This window comes from Pseudomonas sp. AC242, assembly GCF_979258655.1.
The window spans coordinates 5,013,946-5,037,953 of record NZ_OZ409873.1; the positions used below are offsets into that span (position 1 = coordinate 5,013,946).

Annotated in this window: 19 protein-coding genes, 2 tRNA genes and 2 rRNA genes; 10 read left to right on the forward strand and 13 right to left on the reverse strand. The window is 56.3% G+C overall.

From position 1 onward, the window contains the following. Nucleotides 1–137: 137 nt before the first annotated feature. The 5 genes from ACZZ0A_RS22550 to tyrS all read right to left on the reverse strand — a co-directional run bounded on the left by ACZZ0A_RS22550 (nt 138) and on the right by tyrS (nt 6,775). Nucleotides 138–3,031 (reverse strand): 23S ribosomal RNA (locus tag ACZZ0A_RS22550). A 247-nt stretch (nt 3,032–3,278) separates the two neighbouring features. Continuing rightward, nucleotides 3,279–3,354 (reverse strand) — tRNA-Ala (locus tag ACZZ0A_RS22555). Nucleotides 3,355–3,384: 30 nt separating this feature from the next. Beyond that, nucleotides 3,385–3,461 (reverse strand) — tRNA-Ile (locus ACZZ0A_RS22560). A gap of 81 nt (nt 3,462–3,542) precedes the next feature. After that, nucleotides 3,543–5,079: ribosomal RNA gene (locus tag ACZZ0A_RS22565) — 16S ribosomal RNA — on the reverse strand. Together the 16S and 23S rRNA genes with 2 tRNA genes alongside form the textbook arrangement of a ribosomal RNA operon. 496 nt (nt 5,080–5,575) lie before the next feature. After that, nucleotides 5,576–6,775 (reverse strand): tyrosine--tRNA ligase, encoded by a 1,200-nt coding sequence (gene tyrS, locus ACZZ0A_RS22570; RefSeq protein ID WP_463543755.1) that lies wholly within the window; start codon nt 6,773–6,775, stop codon nt 5,576–5,578. A 212-nt stretch (nt 6,776–6,987) separates the two neighbouring features. Here tyrS and ACZZ0A_RS22575 point away from each other — a divergent pair, with 212 nt between their 5' ends. Continuing rightward, nucleotides 6,988–8,406, forward strand: coding sequence for a peptidoglycan DD-metalloendopeptidase family protein (locus ACZZ0A_RS22575; RefSeq protein WP_095112694.1), 1,419 nt, complete (start codon nt 6,988–6,990; stop codon nt 8,404–8,406). Between the two features lie 3 nt (nt 8,407–8,409). Then, the gene (locus ACZZ0A_RS22580) at nt 8,410–9,501 is read left to right on the forward strand and encodes an anhydro-N-acetylmuramic acid kinase (RefSeq protein ID WP_095112695.1); all 1,092 of its coding nucleotides are present in this window, start codon (nt 8,410–8,412) and stop codon (nt 9,499–9,501) included. A gap of 73 nt (nt 9,502–9,574) precedes the next feature. Here the strand turns inward: ACZZ0A_RS22580 and erpA are convergent, their stop codons facing one another. Both erpA and argC read right to left on the reverse strand, forming a co-directional pair. Then, nucleotides 9,575–9,925 carry an iron-sulfur cluster insertion protein ErpA gene (erpA, locus tag ACZZ0A_RS22585; protein ID WP_007918905.1) on the reverse strand — a complete coding sequence of 117 codons (351 nt, stop codon included), beginning with the start codon at nt 9,923–9,925 and terminating at the stop codon, nt 9,575–9,577. Nucleotides 9,926–10,093: 168 nt separating this feature from the next. Continuing rightward, a complete protein-coding gene (gene argC / locus ACZZ0A_RS22590; protein WP_007918900.1) occupies nt 10,094–11,128 on the reverse strand; it encodes an N-acetyl-gamma-glutamyl-phosphate reductase in 1,035 nt (344 codons plus the stop codon). A 133-nt stretch (nt 11,129–11,261) separates the two neighbouring features. Between argC and hemJ the strand changes: the two genes are divergently transcribed. The 6 genes from hemJ (at nt 11,262) to coq7 (ending at nt 15,839) form a co-directional block, all read left to right on the forward strand. Further along, nucleotides 11,262–11,690, forward strand: coding sequence for a protoporphyrinogen oxidase HemJ (hemJ, locus tag ACZZ0A_RS22595; RefSeq protein ID WP_007918898.1), 429 nt, complete (start codon nt 11,262–11,264; stop codon nt 11,688–11,690). A gap of 33 nt (nt 11,691–11,723) precedes the next feature. Next, the gene (locus ACZZ0A_RS22600) at nt 11,724–12,692 is read left to right on the forward strand and encodes an NAD(P)H-dependent flavin oxidoreductase (RefSeq protein WP_095112696.1); all 969 of its coding nucleotides are present in this window, start codon (nt 11,724–11,726) and stop codon (nt 12,690–12,692) included. 78 nt (nt 12,693–12,770) lie between these two features. After that, nucleotides 12,771–13,721 carry a DUF805 domain-containing protein gene (locus ACZZ0A_RS22605; protein ID WP_007918894.1) on the forward strand — a complete coding sequence of 317 codons (951 nt, stop codon included), beginning with the start codon at nt 12,771–12,773 and terminating at the stop codon, nt 13,719–13,721. A 61-nt stretch (nt 13,722–13,782) separates the two neighbouring features. Next, a complete protein-coding gene (locus tag ACZZ0A_RS22610) occupies nt 13,783–14,571 on the forward strand; it encodes an SDR family NAD(P)-dependent oxidoreductase (RefSeq protein WP_095112697.1) in 789 nt (262 codons plus the stop codon). A gap of 81 nt (nt 14,572–14,652) precedes the next feature. Beyond that, nucleotides 14,653–14,991: a histidine triad nucleotide-binding protein gene (locus ACZZ0A_RS22615; protein WP_003228789.1), complete on the forward strand. Its 339-nt coding sequence runs from the start codon at nt 14,653–14,655 to the stop codon at nt 14,989–14,991. A 200-nt stretch (nt 14,992–15,191) separates the two neighbouring features. Next, nucleotides 15,192–15,839, forward strand: coding sequence for a 2-polyprenyl-3-methyl-6-methoxy-1,4-benzoquinone monooxygenase (coq7, locus tag ACZZ0A_RS22620; protein WP_007918889.1), 648 nt, complete (start codon nt 15,192–15,194; stop codon nt 15,837–15,839). Nucleotides 15,840–15,950: 111 nt separating this feature from the next. Here coq7 and speD read toward each other — a convergent pair whose 3' ends face one another. Next, a complete protein-coding gene (gene speD / locus ACZZ0A_RS22625; protein ID WP_007918883.1) occupies nt 15,951–16,745 on the reverse strand; it encodes an adenosylmethionine decarboxylase in 795 nt (264 codons plus the stop codon). 237 nt (nt 16,746–16,982) lie between these two features. Continuing rightward, nucleotides 16,983–17,405 (reverse strand): OsmC family protein, encoded by a 423-nt coding sequence (locus tag ACZZ0A_RS22630; RefSeq protein ID WP_003228794.1) that lies wholly within the window; start codon nt 17,403–17,405, stop codon nt 16,983–16,985. A 236-nt stretch (nt 17,406–17,641) separates the two neighbouring features. On the opposite strand from ACZZ0A_RS22630, the gene crp reads away from it, so the two are divergent. Beyond that, nucleotides 17,642–18,286 (forward strand): cAMP-activated global transcriptional regulator CRP, encoded by a 645-nt coding sequence (gene crp / locus ACZZ0A_RS22635; RefSeq protein ID WP_007918881.1) that lies wholly within the window; start codon nt 17,642–17,644, stop codon nt 18,284–18,286. A 9-nt stretch (nt 18,287–18,295) separates the two neighbouring features. Here crp and ACZZ0A_RS22640 read toward each other — a convergent pair whose 3' ends face one another. The 4 genes from ACZZ0A_RS22640 to ACZZ0A_RS22655 all read right to left on the reverse strand — a co-directional run bounded on the left by ACZZ0A_RS22640 (nt 18,296) and on the right by ACZZ0A_RS22655 (nt 21,618). After that, on the reverse strand, nt 18,296–18,997 hold the full coding sequence (locus tag ACZZ0A_RS22640; protein WP_007918880.1) for a lipoate--protein ligase family protein: 702 nt from the start codon (nt 18,995–18,997) through the stop codon (nt 18,296–18,298). A gap of 135 nt (nt 18,998–19,132) precedes the next feature. Beyond that, nucleotides 19,133–19,969 carry an indole-3-glycerol phosphate synthase TrpC gene (gene trpC / locus ACZZ0A_RS22645; RefSeq protein WP_463543756.1) on the reverse strand — a complete coding sequence of 279 codons (837 nt, stop codon included), beginning with the start codon at nt 19,967–19,969 and terminating at the stop codon, nt 19,133–19,135. Next, nucleotides 19,966–21,015: an anthranilate phosphoribosyltransferase gene (gene trpD / locus ACZZ0A_RS22650; protein WP_007918805.1), complete on the reverse strand. Its 1,050-nt coding sequence runs from the start codon at nt 21,013–21,015 to the stop codon at nt 19,966–19,968. Before trpD ends, trpC begins: the two co-directional genes overlap by 4 nt. 9 nt (nt 21,016–21,024) lie before the next feature. Next, entirely contained in the window at nt 21,025–21,618 is a 594-nt protein-coding gene (locus ACZZ0A_RS22655) for an aminodeoxychorismate/anthranilate synthase component II (RefSeq protein WP_007918806.1), read from the reverse strand. 408 nt (nt 21,619–22,026) lie between these two features. On the opposite strand from ACZZ0A_RS22655, the gene estP reads away from it, so the two are divergent. Further along, a complete protein-coding gene (gene estP / locus ACZZ0A_RS22660; RefSeq protein ID WP_007918807.1) occupies nt 22,027–23,934 on the forward strand; it encodes an esterase EstP in 1,908 nt (635 codons plus the stop codon). Nucleotides 23,935–24,008: the final 74 nt, after the last annotated feature.

Below are 24,008 nucleotides of genomic sequence, written 5' to 3' on the forward strand. Positions count from 1 at the left end.
AATCGTGGCCTTGTGGCCTCGCTTCAGCAAATTGGGTATGTGACAGCTGGTGTTTTGTGAGTCTTTCGAACTTTCGGTTCGTTTCGTCTTCACACACCGCAATCTGGTCTCTTCGACGCAAATTGCTTGGGTGTTATATGGTCAAGCCTCACGGGCAATTAGTATTGGTTAGCTCAACGCCTCACAGCGCTTACACACCCAACCTATCAACGTCGTAGTCTTCGACGGCCCTTCAGGGAACTCAAGGTTCCAGTGAGATCTCATCTTGAGGCAAGTTTCCCGCTTAGATGCTTTCAGCGGTTATCTTTCCCGAACATAGCTACCCGGCAATGCCACTGGCGTGACAACCGGAACACCAGAGGTTCGTCCACTCCGGTCCTCTCGTACTAGGAGCAGCCCCTCTCAAATCTCAAACGTCCACGGCAGATAGGGACCGAACTGTCTCACGACGTTCTAAACCCAGCTCGCGTACCACTTTAAATGGCGAACAGCCATACCCTTGGGACCGGCTTCAGCCCCAGGATGTGATGAGCCGACATCGAGGTGCCAAACACCGCCGTCGATATGAACTCTTGGGCGGTATCAGCCTGTTATCCCCGGAGTACCTTTTATCCGTTGAGCGATGGCCCTTCCATACAGAACCACCGGATCACTAAGACCTACTTTCGTACCTGCTCGACGTGTCTGTCTCGCAGTCAAGCGCGCTTTTGCCTTTATACTCTACGACCGATTTCCGACCGGTCTGAGCGCACCTTCGTACTCCTCCGTTACTCTTTAGGAGGAGACCGCCCCAGTCAAACTACCCACCATACACTGTCCTCGATCCGGATAACGGACCTGAGTTAGAACCTCAAAGTTGCCAGGGTGGTATTTCAAGGATGGCTCCACGCGAACTGGCGTCCACGCTTCAAAGCCTCCCACCTATCCTACACAAGCAAATTCAAAGTCCAGTGCAAAGCTATAGTAAAGGTTCACGGGGTCTTTCCGTCTAGCCGCGGATACACTGCATCTTCACAGCGATTTCAATTTCACTGAGTCTCGGGTGGAGACAGCGCCGCCATCGTTACGCCATTCGTGCAGGTCGGAACTTACCCGACAAGGAATTTCGCTACCTTAGGACCGTTATAGTTACGGCCGCCGTTTACCGGGGCTTCGATCAAGAGCTTCGCGTTAGCTAACCCCATCAATTAACCTTCCGGCACCGGGCAGGCGTCACACCCTATACGTCCACTTTCGTGTTTGCAGAGTGCTGTGTTTTTAATAAACAGTCGCAGCGGCCTGGTATCTTCGACCGGCATGAGCTTACGGAGCAAGTCCTTCACCCTCACCGGCGCACCTTCTCCCGAAGTTACGGTGCCATTTTGCCTAGTTCCTTCACCCGAGTTCTCTCAAGCGCCTTGGTATTCTCTACCCAACCACCTGTGTCGGTTTGGGGTACGGTTCCTGGTTACCTGAAGCTTAGAAGCTTTTCTTGGAAGCATGGCATCAACCACTTCGTGTTCTAAAAGAACACTCGTCATCAGCTCTCGGCCTTAAGATCCCGGATTTACCTAAGATCTCAGCCTACCACCTTAAACTTGGACAACCAACGCCAAGCTGGCCTAGCCTTCTCCGTCCCTCCATCGCAATAACCAGAAGTACAGGAATATTAACCTGTTTTCCATCGACTACGCTTTTCAGCCTCGCCTTAGGGACCGACTAACCCTGCGTCGATTAACGTTGCGCAGGAAACCTTGGTCTTTCGGCGTGGGTGTTTTTCACACCCATTGTCGTTACTCATGTCAGCATTCGCACTTCTGATACCTCCAGCAAGCTTCTCAACTCACCTTCACAGGCTTACAGAACGCTCCTCTACCGCATCACCCGAAGGTGATACCCGTAGCTTCGGTGTATGGTTTGAGCCCCGTTACATCTTCCGCGCAGGCCGACTCGACTAGTGAGCTATTACGCTTTCTTTAAAGGGTGGCTGCTTCTAAGCCAACCTCCTAGCTGTCTAAGCCTTCCCACATCGTTTCCCACTTAACCATAACTTTGGGACCTTAGCTGACGGTCTGGGTTGTTTCCCTTTTCACGACGGACGTTAGCACCCGCCGTGTGTCTCCCATGCTCGGCACTTGTAGGTATTCGGAGTTTGCATCGGTTTGGTAAGTCGGGATGACCCCCTAGCCGAAACAGTGCTCTACCCCCTACAGTGATACATGAGGCGCTACCTAAATAGCTTTCGAGGAGAACCAGCTATCTCCGAGCTTGATTAGCCTTTCACTCCGATCCACAGGTCATCCGCTAACTTTTCAACGGTAGTCGGTTCGGTCCTCCAGTTAGTGTTACCCAACCTTCAACCTGCCCATGGATAGATCGCCCGGTTTCGGGTCTATTCCCAGCGACTAGACGCCCTATTAAGACTCGCTTTCGCTACGCCTCCCCTATTCGGTTAAGCTCGCCACTGAAAATAAGTCGCTGACCCATTATACAAAAGGTACGCAGTCACCCAACAAAGTGGGCTCCCACTGCTTGTACGCATACGGTTTCAGGATCTATTTCACTCCCCTCTCCGGGGTTCTTTTCGCCTTTCCCTCACGGTACTAGTTCACTATCGGTCAGTCAGTAGTATTTAGCCTTGGAGGATGGTCCCCCCATATTCAGACAAAGTTTCTCGTGCTCCGTCCTACTCGATTTCATGACTAAGAGATTTTCGCGTACAGGGCTATCACCCACTATGGCCGCACTTTCCAGAGCGTTCCGCTAATCTCAAAGCCACTTAAGGGCTAGTCCCCGTTCGCTCGCCACTACTAAGGGAATCTCGGTTGATTTCTTTTCCTCAGGGTACTTAGATGTTTCAGTTCCCCTGGTTCGCCTCTTGCACCTATGTATTCAGTACAAGATAACCATCTTATGATGGCTGGGTTCCCCCATTCAGACATCTCCGGATCAAAGTCTGTTTGCCGACTCCCCGAAGCTTTTCGCAGGCTACCACGTCTTTCATCGCCTCTGACTGCCAAGGCATCCACCGTATGCGCTTCTTCACTTGACCATATAACCCCAAGCAATCTGGTTATACTGTGAAGACGACATTCGCCGAAAATTCGAATTTCTCAACTAAGAGAACTCACAAATTTTACCTTAGCCTGATCCGTTACCAGTGAAAGTAACGTTCAGTCTATCTTTCTATCACATACCCAAATTTTTAAAGAACGAACTAGTCAAAGACTAGAAATCAACATTCATCATCACAACGATGGAATGCTCATTTCTAAGCTTTCAAACTTCAGAAGCAGTAGTGGTGGAGCCAAACGGGATCGAACCGTTGACCTCCTGCGTGCAAGGCAGGCGCTCTCCCAGCTGAGCTATGGCCCCGTATTTCTACAGGCGTTTCCCACACAAAATTGGTGGGTCTGGGCAGATTCGAACTGCCGACCTCACCCTTATCAGGGGTGCGCTCTAACCAACTGAGCTACAGACCCAATTTCGGGCTGCTTCTTTCGTCTTCTTCAATGAATCAAGCAATTCGTGTGGGAACTTATGGAGCAGCTGATGTCGTCGATTAAGGAGGTGATCCAGCCGCAGGTTCCCCTACGGCTACCTTGTTACGACTTCACCCCAGTCATGAATCACACCGTGGTAACCGTCCTCCCGAAGGTTAGACTAGCTACTTCTGGTGCAACCCACTCCCATGGTGTGACGGGCGGTGTGTACAAGGCCCGGGAACGTATTCACCGTGACATTCTGATTCACGATTACTAGCGATTCCGACTTCACGCAGTCGAGTTGCAGACTGCGATCCGGACTACGATCGGTTTTATGGGATTAGCTCCACCTCGCGGCTTGGCAACCCTTTGTACCGACCATTGTAGCACGTGTGTAGCCCAGGCCGTAAGGGCCATGATGACTTGACGTCATCCCCACCTTCCTCCGGTTTGTCACCGGCAGTCTCCTTAGAGTGCCCACCATTACGTGCTGGTAACTAAGGACAAGGGTTGCGCTCGTTACGGGACTTAACCCAACATCTCACGACACGAGCTGACGACAGCCATGCAGCACCTGTCTCAATGTTCCCGAAGGCACCAATCCATCTCTGGAAAGTTCATTGGATGTCAAGGCCTGGTAAGGTTCTTCGCGTTGCTTCGAATTAAACCACATGCTCCACCGCTTGTGCGGGCCCCCGTCAATTCATTTGAGTTTTAACCTTGCGGCCGTACTCCCCAGGCGGTCAACTTAATGCGTTAGCTGCGCCACTAAGAGCTCAAGGCTCCCAACGGCTAGTTGACATCGTTTACGGCGTGGACTACCAGGGTATCTAATCCTGTTTGCTCCCCACGCTTTCGCACCTCAGTGTCAGTATCAGTCCAGGTGGTCGCCTTCGCCACTGGTGTTCCTTCCTATATCTACGCATTTCACCGCTACACAGGAAATTCCACCACCCTCTACCATACTCTAGCTCGACAGTTTTGAATGCAGTTCCCAGGTTGAGCCCGGGGATTTCACATCCAACTTAACGAACCACCTACGCGCGCTTTACGCCCAGTAATTCCGATTAACGCTTGCACCCTCTGTATTACCGCGGCTGCTGGCACAGAGTTAGCCGGTGCTTATTCTGTCGGTAACGTCAAAACAGCAAAGTATTAATTTACTGCCCTTCCTCCCAACTTAAAGTGCTTTACAATCCGAAGACCTTCTTCACACACGCGGCATGGCTGGATCAGGCTTTCGCCCATTGTCCAATATTCCCCACTGCTGCCTCCCGTAGGAGTCTGGACCGTGTCTCAGTTCCAGTGTGACTGATCATCCTCTCAGACCAGTTACGGATCGTCGCCTTGGTGAGCCATTACCTCACCAACTAGCTAATCCGACCTAGGCTCATCTGATAGCGCAAGGCCCGAAGGTCCCCTGCTTTCTCCCGTAGGACGTATGCGGTATTAGCGTTCCTTTCGAAACGTTGTCCCCCACTACCAGGCAGATTCCTAGGCATTACTCACCCGTCCGCCGCTGAATCCAGGAGCAAGCTCCTCTCATCCGCTCGACTTGCATGTGTTAGGCCTGCCGCCAGCGTTCAATCTGAGCCATGATCAAACTCTTCAGTTCAAACATCTTTGGGTTTTTAAGAAACCCTAAACTTGGCTCAGCAATCGTTGGTTACATCTTTGATTTCTCGCGGAGTAACTTGTCATGCTGATAATCTTGTTGACTATCAGTCTGACTCCACAAGCACCCACACGAATTGCTTGATTCAGTTGTTAAAGAGCGGTTGGTTAAGATCTTTCGTCTCAACCGAGGCGCGCATTCTACAGCAGCCTCATTTGCTGTCAAGTGATTATTTTCAGAAGTTTTCGAAGAATTCTTCAACAACTTCAACCACTTGCGCTTCCGATCTCTCGTCAGCGGGAGGCGAATTCTACAGCGTTACACGCTGCTGTCAACACCTCTTTTTCAACTTCCTTTCGGCTTCGATGAACTGAAGCAACTCACTGCCGAAACCTGCATAACTCATTGAATCTCAAGGAGTTTTCCGTTTCGACTGCGCCGGAAGTGGGGCGAATTATAGACATCTAAAATTCGCCGTCAACACTTATTTTCAGAATCACTCAGATTTCAGAGTGATGCGTGCAAATGCCTTCTTGCCTGCCTGGCAAACGTGGGTCGCGCCCAGTACATATATAAAGGAGCGATCAACCACTTCACCATCAATGCGCACCCCACCAGACGCCAGCAGATCGCGCGCCGCCGCCGAGTTCCTCACCAGGCCTGCCTTATTAAGGACAGCCGCGATCGGCATATCTTCAGTAGAAGCCAGTTCGACCTCCGGCAGATCATCCGGCAACTCACCATCCTTCATACGGTTACCCGCCGCACGATGAGCGTTGGCCGCTGCCTCTTCACCATGGAAGCGCGCAACGATCTCTTCAGCCAGCTTGATTTTGACGTCGCGCGGATTGGCGCCCGCTTCTACATCGGCACGTAACGCATTGATCTCATCCATCGAGCGGAAGCTGAGCAGCTCGAAGTAACGCCACATCAACGCATCCGGAATCGAAACCAGCTTGCTGTACATGACGCCCGGCGCTTCCTGAATGCCGACGTAGTTGCCCAATGACTTGGACATCTTCTTCACGCCATCCAGCCCCTCAAGCAGCGGCATGGTCAGAATGCATTGAGCCTCTTGACCATAACCGCGCTGCAGCTCGCGCCCCATCAGCAAGTTGAACTTCTGATCAGTGCCACCCAACTCCACATCCGCGCGCAGGGCCACCGAGTCGTAACCCTGAACCAGCGGATAGAGAAACTCGTGAATCGCGATTGGCTGGTTAGTCGTGTAGCGCTTGTCGAAGTCATCACGCTCAAGCATGCGCGCGACGGTGTACTGTGAAGTCAGACGAATGAAGTCCGCCGGCCCCATCTGATCCATCCAGGTGGAGTTGAATGCAACTTCAGTTTTCGCCGGATCAAGAATCTTGAACACCTGAGTCTTGTAGGTCTCGGCGTTTTCCAGAACCTGCTCACGAGTCAGCGGAGGACGAGTGGCGCTCTTGCCGCTCGGATCACCGATCATCCCGGTGAAGTCACCTATAAGGAAGATTACCTGATGCCCCAGCTCCTGGAACTGGCGCAGCTTATTAATAAGCACGGTATGCCCCAGGTGCAGATCCGGAGCGGTCGGGTCAAAACCAGCCTTGATCCGCAGCGGCTGGCCGCGCTTGAGCTTCTCGATCAGCTCGGACTCGACCAACAGTTCTTCCGCACCACGTTTAATCAGCGCTAGCTGCTCTTCAACCGACTTCATAACAGACCCGCAAGGCTCAGATTCAAAGGGAACCAACCATACAAGATCGCGCACCAATTACAAGTTTTGCCCGGCGCACGGACACCAATCCACAGACGTGCTGTCTGTAGACTTGCTTCAGAGATGATTTGGTTATATTTTATACAGTTATTTCATCTTCATCATGTCATTCATCTTTTCCAATTCATCATTTTTCAAAGTCAAAATTACCTATGACCACAGAACCGTCTAAAGCGCCTCCGCTTTACCCGAAGACCCACCTGCTCGCCGCAAGTGGAATCGCCGCCCTTCTCAGCCTGGCTCTCCTGGTATTTCCTTCCAGTGATGTAGAAGCCAAAAAGACGACCCTGAGCCTTGAACTGGAAAGTCCTGCTGAACAACTGACACAAGATCAAGACGCAGCTGATGCGACTCAAGCCACAAATGAGCCAGTAACTTCGCCGTTTGCTCAAATCGAAAACAGTAACGAAAACACCCCGCAAACCGCCGAAGCAGCACCTGCGCCAGCCGCCGAAAAGCCAAAGTCACCTGGCCACCGTGAAGTCATCGTTGCCAAGGGCGATACGCTGTCGACCCTGTTCGAAAAGGTCGGCCTGCCTGCCGCCTCCGTTCACGAAGTCCTGGCCAGCGACAAGCAAGCCAAACAATTCAGCCAGCTTAAACACGGCCAAAAACTCGAATTCGAATTGAACCCTGAAGGACAGCTGACCAGCTTGCACAGCAAGGTCAGCGACGTCGAAACCATTACCCTGACCAAGAATGACAAGGGTTATGCCTTCAACCGGGTTACCGCAAAACCAACCGTTCGTACCGCTTACGTGCACGGCGTCATCAATAGCTCACTCTCGCAATCAGCGGCCCGTGCCGGCCTCTCGCACAGCCTGACCATGGATATGGCCAGTGTCTTCGGCTACGACGTCGACTTCGCTCAGGACATCCGTCAGGGTGACGAATTCGACGTGATCTACGAGCAGAAAGTGGTCAACGGCAAAGCCGTCGGCACTGGCCCCATCCTGTCCGCACGCTTCACCAACCGCGGCAAGACTTACACCGCCGTGCGTTACACCAACAAGCAAGGCAACAGCAGCTACTACACCGCTGATGGCAACAGCATGCGCAAGGCGTTCATCCGTACGCCGGTGGACTTCGCCCGCATCAGCTCGAAGTTCTCCATGGGCCGCAAGCACCCGATCCTCAACAAGATCCGCGCCCACAAAGGTGTCGACTACGCAGCGCCACGCGGCACGCCGATCAAGGCTGCCGGCGACGGTAAAGTACTGCTGGCCGGCCGCCGTGGCGGTTACGGCAACACCGTGATCATTCAGCACGGCAACACTTACCGTACCCTCTACGGCCACATGCAAGGCTTCGCCAAAGGCGTGAAAACCGGCGGTACCGTCAAGCAAGGCCAAGTGATCGGTTACATCGGCACTACCGGCCTGTCCACCGGCCCGCACTTGCATTACGAATTCCAGGTCAATGGCGTTCACGTCGATCCACTGGGCCAGAAACTGCCAATGGCCGATCCGATCGCCAAAGCCGAACGCGCTCGCTTCCTCGCACAGAGCCAACCGCTCATGGCACGCATGGATCAAGAGAAGGCCACCATGCTGGCTTCGAGCAAGCGTTAAGTCATGGCCCTGTATATCGGCGTAATGTCCGGAACCAGCCTCGACGGTCTGGACATTGCCCTGATCGAACAGTCCTCGGCGATCAACTTGATCGCCACGCACTACATTCCCATGCCTGAATCCCTGCGCGCCGAGCTGCTCGGCTTGTGCGCCAGCGGCCCTGACGAAATCGCCCGCTCGGCGATTGCCCAACAGAACTGGGTGACGCTCGCTGCGCAGGGCATTCACACCCTCCTCGCTCAGCAACAACTCAAACCCCAAGACATTCGAGCGATTGGCAGCCACGGCCAGACCATTCGCCACGAACCGGCGCGCGGCTTCACCGTGCAGATCGGCAACCCGGCCCTGCTGACCGAACTGACCGATATCACTGTCGTCAGCGACTTCCGCAGCCGCGATGTCGCAGCTGGCGGCCAAGGTGCTCCGTTGGTTCCTGCATTCCATGAAGCTTTGTTCAAAGAGCGTACCGGCAATCAGGCCGTCTTGAATGTCGGCGGTTTCAGCAATTTGAGTCTGATAGAGCCGACCAAGCCTGTAGCCGGTTTCGACTGCGGCCCTGGGAATGTGCTGATGGACGCCTGGATTCAGCAGCAGCGTGGTGAAAACTATGATCGTAATGGCGAATGGGCAAAAACCGGTACGGTAGAACCGATGTTGCTGGAAGCACTGCTCAGCGATCCGTTCTTTATTACCAAGGGCCCAAAAAGTACCGGCCGCGAAGTATTCAACCTGCCATGGCTGGAGCAACATCTGTCACGGCTCCCAGCCTTCGCTGCGGAAAACGTGCAGGCCACGTTGCTTGAGCTGACTGCGCTGACCATCGTCGAGTCGCTGCACAGCGCTCAATCCGACACCCAAGAGTTGTTGGTCTGCGGCGGCGGCGCACACAACAGCACACTGATGAAACGCTTGGCCGAACTGCTACCCAACACGACGGTAGCCAGCACCCAGACTCACGGCGTTGATCCGGACTGGGTAGAAGCGATGGCTTTCGCATGGCTGGCCCATTGCTGCCTCGAAGGGATCGCCGCCAACCGCCCAAGCGTCACCGGCGCACGCGGTCTGCGGATACTTGGCGCCATCTATCCAGCCTGATCAACTCGCACACAGCAAAACGCCGCAGAACCGTAAGGCCCTGCGGCGTTTTGTTGTCTGTAACGAAGAGCGATCAGATCGAGAACGAAGACCCGCAACCACAGGTTGTGGTGGCATTCGGGTTCTTGATCACGAAGCGCGAACCTTCCAGACCTTCCTGGTAATCCACTTCAGCACCGGCCAGGTACTGGAAGCTCATCGGATCAACCACCAGACTCACGCCTTCGCGCTCAACGATCGTGTCGTCATCGGCCACGTCTTCATCGAAGGTGAAACCATATTGAAACCCTGAACAACCGCCGCCCGTAACGAATACGCGCAGCTTCAAGCGATCATTCCCCTCTTCATCGACCAGGCTCTTCACCTTGTGCGCAGCACCTTGAGTGAATTGCAAAGCCGTGGGGGTGAAGGATTCGACGCTCATGCTGACTATCTCCCGGCGTTACGCCGCCATAATGCGTGATGACGCGCATTATCCGCTTGTCCTAGAAAATCGGTCAACTATTGTTACGGTATATCAATAAAGCCGACGAGCTGTTCACAATGCAAAAAGGCCCGCTTGACGGGCCTTTTCGCTGTGCGGCTTAAAGTGTTACGGCAGCATACCGGCGTGGGACAGGCCGAAACGCTCGTCCAGCCCGAACAGAATGTTCATGTTCTGCACCGCCTGACCCGACGCGCCTTTGACCAGGTTGTCTATCACCGACAGTACGACCACAAGATCGCCATCCTGCGGACGGTGAACGGCGATACGGCAAACGTTGGCACCACGCACACTACGGGTTTCCGGATGGCTGCCGGCAGGCATTACATCGACGAACGGTTCGTTGGCATAACGCTTTTCGAACAGCGCCTGCAGATCCACCGAGCGATCAACCACGGTCGCGTAGAGCGTCGAGTGAATGCCACGGATCATCGGGGTCAGGTGCGGAACGAAGGTCAGGCCAACGTCCTTACTCGCTGCGCGACGCAGACCTTGGCGAATTTCCGGCAAGTGACGGTGACCCTTTACCGCATAGGCCTTCATGCTTTCCGACGTCTCGGAGTACAACGAGCCTACAGCCGCACCACGACCGGCACCACTGACACCGGATTTGCAGTCGGCGATCAGACGCGAAGTATCGGCCAGTCCAGCTTCAAGCAGCGGTAGGAAACCCAGCTGCGTCGCGGTTGGATAGCAACCTGGCACAGCGATCAGGCGAGCTTTCTTGATCTGCTCGCGATTGACTTCCGGCAGGCCATAAACCGCCTCGTCCAGCAATTCAGGCGCGCCGTGCGGCTGGCCGTACCATTTGGCCCACTCTTCAGCGTCTTGCAGACGGAAGTCTGCCGACAGGTCGATGACCTTGGTGCCCGCCGCCAGCAATTCACCGGCCAATGCGTGAGCCACACCGTGCGGCGTGGCGAAGAACACCACGTCGCAAGCGCCGAGGGTCTTGATGTCCGGCACGCTGAAGGCCAGGCCGTCGTAGTGACCGCGCAGGTTCGGGTACATGTCAGCCACGGCCAGCCCGGCCTCGGATCGGGAAGTGATCACAACCACTTCTGCTTGCGGATGCTGCGCCAACAGACGCAGCAGTTCGACACCGGTGTACCCCGTGCCGCCGACAATACCGACCTTGACCATAACCTGCCCTCAAAGAACCCACTGGAAAGCCGTCGATAATAGGGGCCGCGCACGTCTGCGACAACCGTCAAGGTGACGTGCGGACGCTCAAGCCTCTACTATCCGGCTTACCGTGAATTAGGAATAACTAAAAATGCTCTATCTGTGGGTAAAAGCGTTTCACATTGTCAGCGTCGTTTGCTGGTTTGCCGGGCTGTTCTACTTGCCGCGTCTGTTCGTGTATCACGCGCAAAGCGAAGACACGATCAGCAAAGAGCGCTTCAGTGTCATGGAGCGCAAGCTGTATCGCGGCATCATGGGCCCGGCGATGATCGCCACGCTGATCTTCGGCGGCTGGCTGATCTATCTGAACCCGAGCCTCTTCAGCATGGGCGGCTGGATTCACGCCAAGCTGACCCTTGTCGTCTTGCTGATCGGCTACCACCACATGTGCGGCGCGCAGGTAAAACGTTTTGCCCGTGGCGAGAACACCCGCAGCCATGTCTTTTATCGCTGGTTCAATGAAGTACCGGTTCTGATATTGCTGGCTATCGTAATTCTGGTCGTGGTCAAGCCGTTCTAACTTCAACAACTACAGATCTTTGGGGTATCCATAATGTCGCTGCCCGCTTTGCTCGAACAACGTCTGCGTCTGCCCGTGGTGGCCGCGCCGATGTTTCTGATTTCCAACCCGGAACTGGTACTCGCCTGCTGCCGTAATGGCGTCGTTGGCAGCTTCCCGGCGCTGAACCAGCGTGAAAGTAGCGGGTTCAAGGCCTGGCTGGAACAGATCGAAGCGGGACTGGCGACACTGGAGAGTCCGGCCCCCTATGCAGTGAACCTTATCGTGCACAACAGCAACCCGCGCTTGCAGGCGGACCTGAATATCTGCGTCGAACATAAAGTGCCGATCGTCATCACCAGCCTCGGCGCGGTAAAGGAATTGGTCGATGCGGTACACAGCTACGGCGGTCTGGTCTTCCATGACGTCACCACTCGCCGGCATGCAGAGAAAGCGGCCGAGGCCGGTGTCGACGGCTTGATCGCCGTTGCTGCGGGCGCCGGGGGCCATGCCGGGACCTGGAGCCCATTCGCGCTGATCGCAGAGATCCGCCAGTTCTTCGATAAAACCCTGCTGCTTGCAGGATGTCTTAACCACGGGCATGAGATTCTCGCCGCGCAACTGCTCGGCGCGGATTTGGCCTACTTCGGTACGCGATTTATCGGCACCACCGAAAGTCATGCGCCTGACGCCTACAAGGAGATGCTGCTGACAGCCAAGGCTGCAGACATCATCCATACTCCAGCGGTGTCGGGGGTACCGGCGAGTTTTATGCGCCAGAGTCTGGAGGCGGCCGGCTTCGATATGGCGGCTCTGCAAGGCAAAGGCGAAGTGAATTTTGGTGACAAGCTCAAGCCGATCAGTGATGAAGCCAAAGCCTGGAAAACCGTGTGGTCTGCCGGTCAAGGCGTAGGGCAGATCGATGATCTGCCGAGCGTGGATGATTTGATCGCACGACTGGATGCCGAGTATCGCCAGGCACAGGAACGCGCGGCACAATTGCCGAAACGCTGGCCACGCTAAGAAAAACCAGGCCGGCCCCAATGGACTGGCCTTACACTGCTGACCTTTCAATTCATTCGCGACAAGGATGCCTCGGCCATGAGCGAACCCCGTTACAAGATCGTGTTCGACGGTGCTCTACAGCCCGGTGTCGATATCACCACTGCCAAACTCAATCTGGCGGATCTGTTCAAAAGCGATGTGACCGCGATTGAGCGCCTTTTTAACGGCAGCGTCGTCGCACTCAAGCGCGAACTCTCCCACAGTGATGCTCAAACGTACCTGCAGGCACTGAACAAAACCGGGATTGCTGCGCGAATCGAAACGGAAACAGCCATTGAGCTGAATCTGGCCGATGTCCATGAGCAGGCTCAGGTTGTTGCCGAACCTGACTCGCCTTACGCGGCACCTCGCGCCAACGTCGGTGAAAATCTGCCGGAGTTCGCCACGCTCAAGCCGTTCAGCGTCGAAGGGCGGATCGGACGCCTGCGTTTTCTGGCCTGGACAATGGTGCTGAGTCTGGTGACATTGCCCATTGTCGGCGTGTTCGCCCTGTTGGCTCTGGGGCTGGTCAGCGGTGATTCCACTACCGGCCTGATCATCGGCGGGATCTTCGCGTTTTTCCTGTTTATCGCTTTCCTGATTGTCAGCATTCTGTTCAGCGTTCAGCGTCTGCACGATATCGGCTGGTCGGGCTGGCTCTGGCTATTGAACCTTGTACCCTTTGTGGGCAGCTTCTTCCCGCTGGTGATCATGGTCGTACCGGGCAACACCGGCGCCAATCGCTATGGCCCTCCCCCTCCGGCAAACAGTACCGCAGTAAAAGTGCTGTGCTCCCTGTGGATCGTGTTCTTCGCGCTGATTTTTGCAGGTGGAATGCTGGGCGGGATCTCGGCGATCCAGCAGGAATACGAAAGCAACCTGGAAAGCAGCTACGAAAGTGGCTCGGTGACCACCGATGAAGTCGAAGTAGAAGTCGAATCACCCGTGGATTCCGCCGACGAAGCAGCCGAAGCGGCGCAGGCCCCTGTAGACTCTGCGAAAGAATGAACAGCGCTCCCCGCCGTGACACCCGCGTCGCTGGCGCGGAGCTGTTGCGATGGAGAATTGCATGACCCGTTACGCACTGATCACCGGCGCTTCCAGCGGCATTGGCTTGGCCATGGCCGAAGCGCTGGCCCGGCGCGGCCGCAGCCTGATTCTGGTGGCCCGACAGCGTGATCAGCTGGAAAGCATTGCGTTCGAATTGACCCAGCGTTTTGGCGTCGAGGTGCTGTTCCGCGCCTGCGATCTGGGCGAGCCGCTGCGCTTGTCCGGTTTCTTGCTGGAGCTGGAAGAAGGCGACCGGCAGATCGACTTGCTGGTGAACTGTGCAGGCATTGGCACCTGCGGCCCGTTTCTCGCGCAGGACTGGATGACCGAGCAGGACCTGATCGAAGTGAACATCCTCGCCCTCACCCGCCTGTGCCACGCGATCGGCAACAGCATGGCGCTGCAGGGTGGCGGGCAGATTCTCAACGTTGCTTCGGTGGCCGCGTTCAATCCCGGCCCGTGGATGAGCACTTATTACGCCAGCAAAGCCTATGTTCTGCACTTCTCCGAAGCCTTGCGAGTAGAACTCAAGCAAAGTGCTGTGAAGGTTTCAGTGCTTTGCCCCGGCCCGACGCGCACGGCATTTTTCCGCACGGCGCAACTCAACAGCGACAAAATCAAAGACAGTAAATTGCTGATGAGCCCGGAGGAAGTTGCGCTGTACACCGTGCGCGCCCTCGACAAGAACCGGGCGATCATCATCCCGGGGCGCCGCAACCGCTGGTTCGCCTTTTTGCCGCGACTCGGTTCGCGCTGGCTCAATCGCACCATTGTCGGCATGGTCAACAAGGCTTACTGCCCGCGCTGAAATGCCCTACAGGTAAAACACTGGGCGGGATAAGCCGCCCTGCGTACACTCAGACCAGCCCAAACAACGGAGAAAACAGCAGTGGATACTCTGTTCACCAAGATCATCAACCGGGAGATCCCGGCCAAGATCATTTACGAAGACGACCAGGTTCTGGCGTTTCACGACATCGCCCCTCAGGCACCGGTGCATTTCCTGGTGATCCCGAAGAAACCGGTGCGCACCCTCAATGACCTGACCGAAGACGACAAGGCACTGGCCGGGCATATTCTGTTCACTGCACAGCGTCTGGCGCTGGAGCTGGGTTGCGAAGAAGGTTTCCGCGTGGTGATGAACTGCAACGAGAAGGGTGGCCAGACGGTCTACCACATTCATATGCACGTCCTCGGTCAGCGTCAGATGAACTGGCCACCGGGCTAATATCCAGCAAACCTGTGTAGAAGCTGCCGAAGGCTGCGATCTTTTGATCTTCGAGTATCAAAAACAAGATCAAAAGATCGCAGCCTTCGGCGGCTCCTACATAAAGCAAAAAGCACATCCAGTGTGACTGATGACCCAGCGCAAACCTTCCTCGGCCGATTCGGTTAAACTGGTCGCCGAGATTCTTCCCGGAGGTCAGCATGACTACCCAACGTCACTACTCGCCGATTGACCGTCTTCTGCTGCAAGCCGATGCCGCGATGCGTACCCTGCTGCCCTTCAGCGGCCAGCCGTACCGTCCGTCGCCAGCCATTCTGCAGCCGGATACGCAAATGAGCGACGAAGACACCCGCCACGTCGCCGGTCTGATGCGCATCAACCATACCGGTGAAGTCTGCGCCCAGGCGCTGTATCAGGGGCAGGCGCTGACCGCCAAGCTACCGCAGGTGCGCGCAGCCATGGAGCACGCGGCCGAAGAAGAGATTGATCATCTGGTGTGGTGCGAACAGCGCATTCATCAGTTGGGCAGCCATACCAGCGTTTTGAATCCACTGTTTTACGGTATGTCGTTCGGTATTGGCGCGGTAGCCGGGTTGATCAGCGACAAGGTCAGCCTCGGGTTTGTCGCGGCGACCGAGCATCAGGTGTGCAAACATCTGAATGAACATCTGGAACAACTGCCGGCCGAGGACGAGAAATCCCGGGCGATTCTCGAGCAGATGCGCATTGATGAAGAACATCATGCCGAAAGTGCTTTGGAGGCTGGTGGGTTCCGTTTTCCGGCACCGGTGAAATTCGGGATGAGTATTCTGGCCAAGGTGATGACCAAGAGTACTTATCGGATCTGAGAACGGTATTGCTGCAGAGGGCAACTTCGCGAGCAGGCTCGCTCCCACAGGGGTTCGTGCCAGGAATGAAAAAGGCGACCGAAAGGTCGCCTTTTTTTGTGCCCGGGAATCTTAGGTCGGCATGTTGCGCGCGTAGAAGATTTCGAGCATTTCGTGTTTCACCCGGTCGGTCACCTGAGCGCGTTGCTCCGCAGACAGGTTGCTGGTGGCGTCGCCAAACAGGTAGTTATCCAGTTCGAAGTTCTTCAGCAGCATTTTGGTGTGGAACAGGTTTTCCTGGTACACGTTCACGTCGGTCATCTGGTACGCGTCGCGAGTGTCTTCGGACAAGTAGTTCTGGATCGAATTGATCTCGTGGTCGATGAAGTGCTTGTTGCCTTCAACGTCACGGGTGAAGCCGCGCACACGGTAATCCACAGTCACGATGTCCGAATCGAACTGGTGAATGAGGAAATTGAGCGCTTTCAGCGGTGAAATGACACCACAAGTCGACACATCGATGTCCACACGGAAAGTTGCAATACCGTCGTCCGGATGGATTTCCGGGTAGGTGTGCACCGTGATATGACTCTTGTCGAGGTGGGCCAGGATAATTTCGGGCAACGGGCCCGGCGATTCTTCGATCTGGCTTTCAGTCGGGGTTACCGGCTCTTCAGAAATCAGAATCGTGACGCTGGCGCCCTGAGGTTCATAGTCCTGACTGGCAATATTCAGGATGTTGGCACCAATGATCTCGACAACTTCTGTGAGAATCTGCGTCAGGCGTTTCGCGTTGTACTCTTGATTGATGTACTCAACGTAAGCCTGCTGGTCTTGCGGGGTTTCCGCGTAGCAGATGTCATAGATGTTGAAGCTCAAGGTCTTTGTCAGGTTATTGAACCCGTGGAGCTTGAGTTTGCTTTTCACCGTTAAAAACTCTCTATGTATGCGGCCCGGCCGCGTGATCAAGCATGCCCGTCAAGTGCGAACAACGCACCTGCGTAGGACGGTTAACACCTCTTCGCGATGGCGATTTTGGTTATCTGTTCAGGCGGCTGATCCGTCGGCTGACCGATCACTGCCCTGAAAAAAGTGGCGCATTATGCAGACGTCAGCGAGGGATCGCCAGAGTCTGCACTGCTTTTATGATAGTTGAATGTCGGTTCAACCGAGTTCGACGATTTCGTAATCGTGAGTGATTGCCACGCCAGCGGCGCCGAGCATGATCGAGGCCGAGCAATACTTCTCGGCGGACAGCTCGATCGCGCGTTTGACCTGGGCTTCTTTCAGACCACGACCCTTGACCACGAAATGCATGTGGATCTTGGTGAACACCTTCGGATCTTCGGTCGCGCGCTCTGCTTCGAGAAAGGCTTCGCAGCTTTCAACAGCCTGGCGGGACTTCTTCAGAATGCTGACCACGTCGAAGTTACTGCAACCGCCCACGCCCAGCAGGAGCATTTCCATCGGGCGAACACCCAGATTACGACCACCGGCGTCCGGCGGACCGTCCATCACCACGACATGACCGCTACCGGATTCGCCGAGGAACATGGCTTCGCCAGCCCATTGGATGCGTGCCTTCATCGCCCAGACTCCACTGTAAAAAAAGGGTCGCCAGCTTAGCACAGGGCTTTGCCCGGACAGCGAGCCACGTTCCTAGGACAGATGCTTCTGCCCTGTAGGTAATTTCTCGAATTTGCGACGAAGTGTCTGTTAAGCTGGCGCCAATTCGCTGGCGCCCATGCCGGCTGTGTAGCGACCGCCTTCAGCGCCTCATAAAAAAATCAAACATCACCGTGCAGTCTTTTCGGGATACAACCATGGTTGCTATTACCCCCACACCCAAAATCAAGAACCTCGACAAGCTGTTGATGCATTGTCAGCGCCGTCGCCATGCGGCCAAAAGCAATATCATCTGTGCGGGCGATCGCTCGGACACGCTGTACTTCATCATCAAGGGCTCGGTGACAATCCTGATCGAGGATGACGACGGCCGCGAGATGATCATCGCTTACCTTAATGCCGGGGATTTCTTTGGCGAATTGGGCCTGTTCGAGCAGGCGGGACAGGAACAGGAACGCAGCGCCTGGGTGCGGGCCAAGGTTGAATGCGAAACTGCAGAAATCAGCTACGCCAAGTTCCGCGAATTGTCGCAGCAAGACCCGGACATTCTTTACGTGCTTAGCGGACAAATCGCACAACGCCTGCGCAACACCACGCGCAAGGTTGGCGACTTGGCGTTCTTCGACGTGACCGGTCGTGTAGCCCGCTGCCTATTGGAGTTGTGCAAGCAGCCGGACGCGATGACGCACCCGGACGGCATGCAGATCAAGGTGACCCGTCAGGAAATCGGCCGGATTGTCGGTTGTTCGCGGGAGATGGTCGGTCGCGTGCTCAAGGATCTTGAGGAACGCAACCTGGTCGATGTGAAAGGCAAGACCATGGTGGTCTACGGTACGCGGTAAGCCCGAATATCAGGCGCTGTAGATCTGCGCCAGCATCAGACGAAACAACTCATCGAGACGCGCCAAGGCCTGTGGCGCGTTGAATTTCTCATGCAGGGCAATGTGGCTTTCAGCCCGCACCCGTTGCTCCAGGCCGCATGCTTCGTTGAAGCGATTGACCGCCGCAACCATCGACTCGCGCTCGTTATCCATCAGCATCGCACCGTGTACCAGACCGACCGGACGCTGTCCGCCCTGGCTTTGGCGCCAGCGCTGGGCCGTGCCGACCATTTTGCGGCCATCGAGGTTGACGTTGAAGCGACCGTCGCAGAATGCGCCATCGATTTCGCCCAATGATGATGCGCCACCCAACTCGTCGAGCAACTGGCAGATCGGATCGCAGAGACGGTGGTAGCCGGTTTCGATGCGGTTCAGATCGCCTTCGCTGCGCGGTGGCGCATAGACGAGTGCGATATTGATTGTGGCGGCCGATTGCGGGACGGGCTCGCCGCCAGTTTCGCGCAAGAGCACCGGCCAGCCAGCGGCGGCAGAGACTTCGCAGGCACGGTCGAAACCGGGAAGACGATTGAGGCGGCGCGGCATGACCAGGGCGCGATCGCTGGGTTGCCAGAACAGCAGGCCGAATTCAGAGTCGCCGGCGCAGACCGAGGCCAGCAAATCCTGTTCGGCTTGCAGGCCGGCTTCGATGGTCAGGGGGGTTGGCAGCGACATGGAAGGCTCCGGCAGATCTGGAATCTTTGGGGATTTCTAGTACCTCATCGCGAGCAGGCTCACTCCTACAATTGGAACGCGTTCCCCTGTAGGAGTGAGCCTGCTCGCGATGGCGTCGACTCGGTCTGGAGCGAATCAGTCGAGGGTCGAACCGCTGATCGACACGCCTCGCTCCGGGAAGAACAGACGCTGCAGTTCAGTGCCCGGATTTTCCGCACGCATGAACGCTTCACCGACGAGGAACGAATAGACGTCGCTGATTTCCATCAATTCGACATCGGCGCGATTGAGAATACCGCTCTCGGTAATGACCAGACGATCGCGCGGAATGCGCGGCAGCAGGTCGAGGGTGGTTTCCAGGCTGACGTCGAAGGTGTGCAGATTGCGGTTGTTGACCCCGACCAGTGGTGTGTCGAGGGTTTTCAACGCGCGCTCCAGCTCATCGCCATCGTGTACTTCGACCAGCACATCGAGACCGACGCTTTTGGCGACGGCGGCCAGCTCGGCCATTTTCACGTCATCCAGTGCGGAGACGATCAACAGCAAACAGTCGGCGCCCAGCGCACGGGCTTCAACGATCTGGTAAGGATCAATCATGAAGTCCTTGCGGATCACCGGCAGGCTGCACGCGGCACGAGCCTGTTGCAGGTACGCATCGGCGCCCTGGAAGTAATCGATATCGGTCAGTACGGAAAGACAGGTCGCCCCACCCTTCTCGTAGCTTTTGGCGATGTCGGCCGGAACGAAGTTCTCGCGAATCACGCCTTTGCTCGGCGAGGCCTTTTTGATTTCGGCAATCACCGCAGGCTGCTTCTTCTTCGCCTGCGCCAGCAATGCCTGGGCGAAACCACGGGGTGCATCGGCCGCCTTGGCCAGACTTTCCAGCTCGCTCAGGCTGACGCGAGCGCTACGCTCGGCGACTTCCTGGACTTTACGCGCCAGAATGTTTTCCAGAACCGTCGGTACACTCATCCCTCATTCTCCACTCTGAATACCGCGGTAAAGGCACCCAGCTCCTCAAGTTTTTCCCGAGCGAGACCGGTGTGCAAGGCGTCGTGCGCAAGCTCGACGCCCTGTTTCAAACTACTCGCCACGTCGGCGGCGTACAGCGCGGCACCGGCGTTGAGCACAATCATTTCGGCGGCTTTCTGACCGTTTTCGGTCTTGCGCTTGCCGAGAGCATCGCGGATCAGTGCCAGCGACGCCTCCGGGCCTTCGACCGACAGACCGTGCAGGCTCTGGCTCTTCATGCCGAGATCTTCTGGCTCGACCCAATACTCGGTGATTTCGTTGTTCTTCAGTTCCGCCACAAAGGTTGGTGCGGCGAGACTGAACTCGTCCAGGCCGTCCTTCGAATGCACCACCAGCACATGCTTGCTGCCTAAGCGTTGCAAGACTTCGGCCAATGGCCGGCACAGTGCCTGGGTGAACACACCCACCACCTGATGTTTCACCCCGGCCGGATTCGTAAGCGGGCCGAGCATGTTGAACAGTGTGCGCAAGCCGAGATCGCGGCGCGGGCCGGCGGCGTACTTCATGGCTTTGTGGTGAGTCTGGGCAAACATGAAACCGATGCCGACGTTGTCGATGCAACGCGCGACCTGCACCGGCGTCAGGTTCAGATAGATGCCGGCAGCTTCCAGCAAGTCGGCGCTGCCACTCTTGCCCGAGACTGCGCGGTTGCCGTGCTTGGCGACAGTGCAACCGGCAGCGGCAACAACAAACGAAGAAGCCGTCGACACGTTGAAGATATTGGCACCGTCACCGCCGGTACCGACCACATCGACCACGCCGTCGAGGGTCTTCAGTTCAACCTGATCGGCCAGCTCACGCATCACCGACACCGCGCCAACGATCTCGTCGATGCTCTCGCTCTTCATGCGCATGGCCATCATGAACGCGCCGATCTGCGCGTCAGTGCATTGGCCGGTCATGATTTCGCGCATCACATCGCGCATCTCATCGGTGCTGAGGTCGAGGTGATCGACGATACGGCTCAGGGCTGTCTTGATATTCATGGGAAGTCCTTAGCGCGTGCCGCCGGTTTGTTTGAGGAAGTTGGCAAACAGTTCATGACCCTGCTCGGTCAGGATCGACTCGGGGTGGAACTGTACGCCCTCAATGTTCAGGGTCTTGTGACGCAGGCCCATGATTTCGTCGACCGAACCGTCATCGTGCTGGGTCCATGCGGTCAGTTCCAGGCAATCGGGCAACGTGTCGTGCTTGACGATCAGCGAGTGGTAACGGGTGACCGTCAGCGGATGGTTCAGGCCAGCGAAAACGCCCTTGTCCTCGTGGAATACCGGACTAGTCTTACCGTGCATTACCTGACGCGCGCGCACTACATCGCCGCCAAAAGCCTGGCCGATGGACTGGTGACCCAGGCAGACGCCGAGGATTGGCAGTTTGCCGGCAAAGTGCTTGATGGCTTCGATGGAGATACCGGCCTCGGTCGGCGTGCACGGGCCTGGGGACACCACGATGCGCTCAGGCTTGAGTGCTTCGATTTCGGCGACGGTCAATTCGTCGTTGCGCACGACTTTGACGTCGGCACCCAATTCGCCAAGGTATTGCACAACGTTGTAAGTAAAGGAGTCGTAGTTGTCGATCATCAGCAACATGGCGTTTCGAACCTCTTGAATTCTGATTTGAAAACAGCCTTCAGATCACTTGCCCGCAGGGCGCTGCACGATGTCGGACGCAGATAGACGCGTCGGCACAGCGGCATTTCAAACAGGCAAGGAAGGCAAAGCGATACAGATCCGGCGGGGCCGGCAGAAAAGATTCAGGCGCGCCAACGCCAGCGGGCGTGTGCCTTGATGACTTGATCCAGAAGTTTGCTGGTGATCAACACGGGGAAGGTCTCGTTCATACGTTCCAGCACAGTAACTTAGCTGGGCGGGGCGTGCAATATGGCCGGGGCTTTGGGGAATAAATCCAGGGGAGGATTCGCGACCGATGGCAAAACGCCGGAAGTTTTTGGTACTGTCGTTTCGTTCACCTACAACAATAAATAAACGGACTTGCTCATGATCAAACAGACGTTGTTTGTACCGCTGGCCGGCTGCCTGCTCGCACTGGCCTGCGCCCAGGCCAACGCAGCGCCCAATCCTTATTCCAGTTTCATTGTGTTTGGCGACAGCCTCAATGATGCCGGCACCTTCACCGACACTGGCGGACCGGCCGGCTCCACCGAGCGTTACACCAACCGGACCGGGCCGGTATATCAGGATGGCAGCGGGGAACTGTATTCATTGAACTCCACGCAGTTGCTCGGCGGACGCCTTGGCTTTTCGCCAGACCAGACAGCCTCTTCCAGCTCCGCCGTGCGCGCCGAAAACGGCCAGCCGGACGGCAACAACTGGGCGGTTGGCGGTTATCGCACCGACCAGATCCTCGACTCGATCACGACGCAATCCGCCACCGGTGAACGCACCCGTGCCGGTTACCTGCCCTCAAACGGCTTCCGCGCCGACCCGAATGCGCTGTATTACATTTCCGGCGGCGGTAACGACTTCCTGCAAGGACGAATTCTCAGCCTGCCGCAAGCCAACGCCGCCGCCGATCGGCTGGCCGACAGCGTGCAAACCCTGCAAACCGCCGGTGCCAAATACGTGATGGTCTGGCTGTTGCCTGATGTTGGCCTGACGCCAGCGATCAACGGTACGCCACTGCAAACCTTCAGCAGTCAACTCGCCACCCAGTTCAACAGTCAGTTGGTCACACGCCTGCAAGGCATCAACGCCGAAATCATTCCGCTGAACATTCCGGTACTGCTCTCGGAAGTGTTCGCCGATCCTGGGCGCTTTGGCCTCGCGACCGATCAGAACCTGACCGCGACCTGCTTCAGCGGCAATAGCTGCACCGAGAACGCCCGTTACGGGATCAACAGCGCGACACCCGATCCGAGCAAGCTGATCTACAACGACGGCGTGCATCCAACCGAGGCCGGACAAAAACTGATCTCCGATTACGCCTACTCCCTGCTCGCCGCGCCGTGGGAACTGACGCTGCTACCAGAAATGGCCCACGCCACAGTGCGCGCGCATCAGGATGAACTGCGCAACCAATGGCAGGCGGATTGGGAGAATTGGCAAGCGGTCGGTCAATGGCGCGCCATTGTCTCGGCGGGCGGCCAGCATCTGGATGTCGACAGCCAAAGCAGCGGCGCCAGCGCTGATGGCAGCGGATACAACCTCAACGTCGGTGGCAGCTATCGCTTGAATGAAGCCTGGCGCGTCGGTGTGGCGGGCGGTTTCTACCGGCAGAATCTGGAGGCCGGTCATAACGATTCGGACTACAAACTCAACAGCTACATGGCCACGGCATTTGCCCAGTACCAGCAAAACCGCTGGTGGGCTGACGCGGCGTTGACCGGTGGCAAACTCGACTACGACAACCTCAAGCGCAAGTTTGATCTGGGCGCCAGCGAAGGTGCGGAGAAAGGCGACACTGACGGCAGCCTCTGGGCCTTCAGCGCGCGTGTCGGTTACGACATTGCCCAGCCGGGCAGCGAGTGGCACCTGTCGCCATTCGTCAGCGCCGATTACGCCAGCGTTGATGTCGATGGCTACTCCGAGAAGAGCAATCGCGCCACGGCGCTGACCTTCGATGATCAGACCCGCGACTCGAAACGCCTGGGGCTGGGCTTGCAGGGCAAGTACAACATTACTCCGCAAACCCAGGTGTTCGGCGAATACGCCCACGAGCGTGAATACGAAGATGACGTACAAAAGGTCAACATCGCGCTCAATACCTTGCCGGCCAACGACTTCACACTTGAGGGCTATACGCCGCAAAGTCATTTGAACCGCTTGAGTCTGGGTGTGAGCCACAAACTCACGGCGGATCTGGCGCTGCGTGGCGGTTATTCGTTGCGCAAGGATGATGATTTTACCCAGCAGGGCGTTAACGTCGGGGTAGTGCTGGACTTTTAAACCCCTGGCACAAAAAAGCGGCGCCCTCGCAGGCGCCGCTTTTTTATTGCCGAACACAGATCAAAATGCAGGCT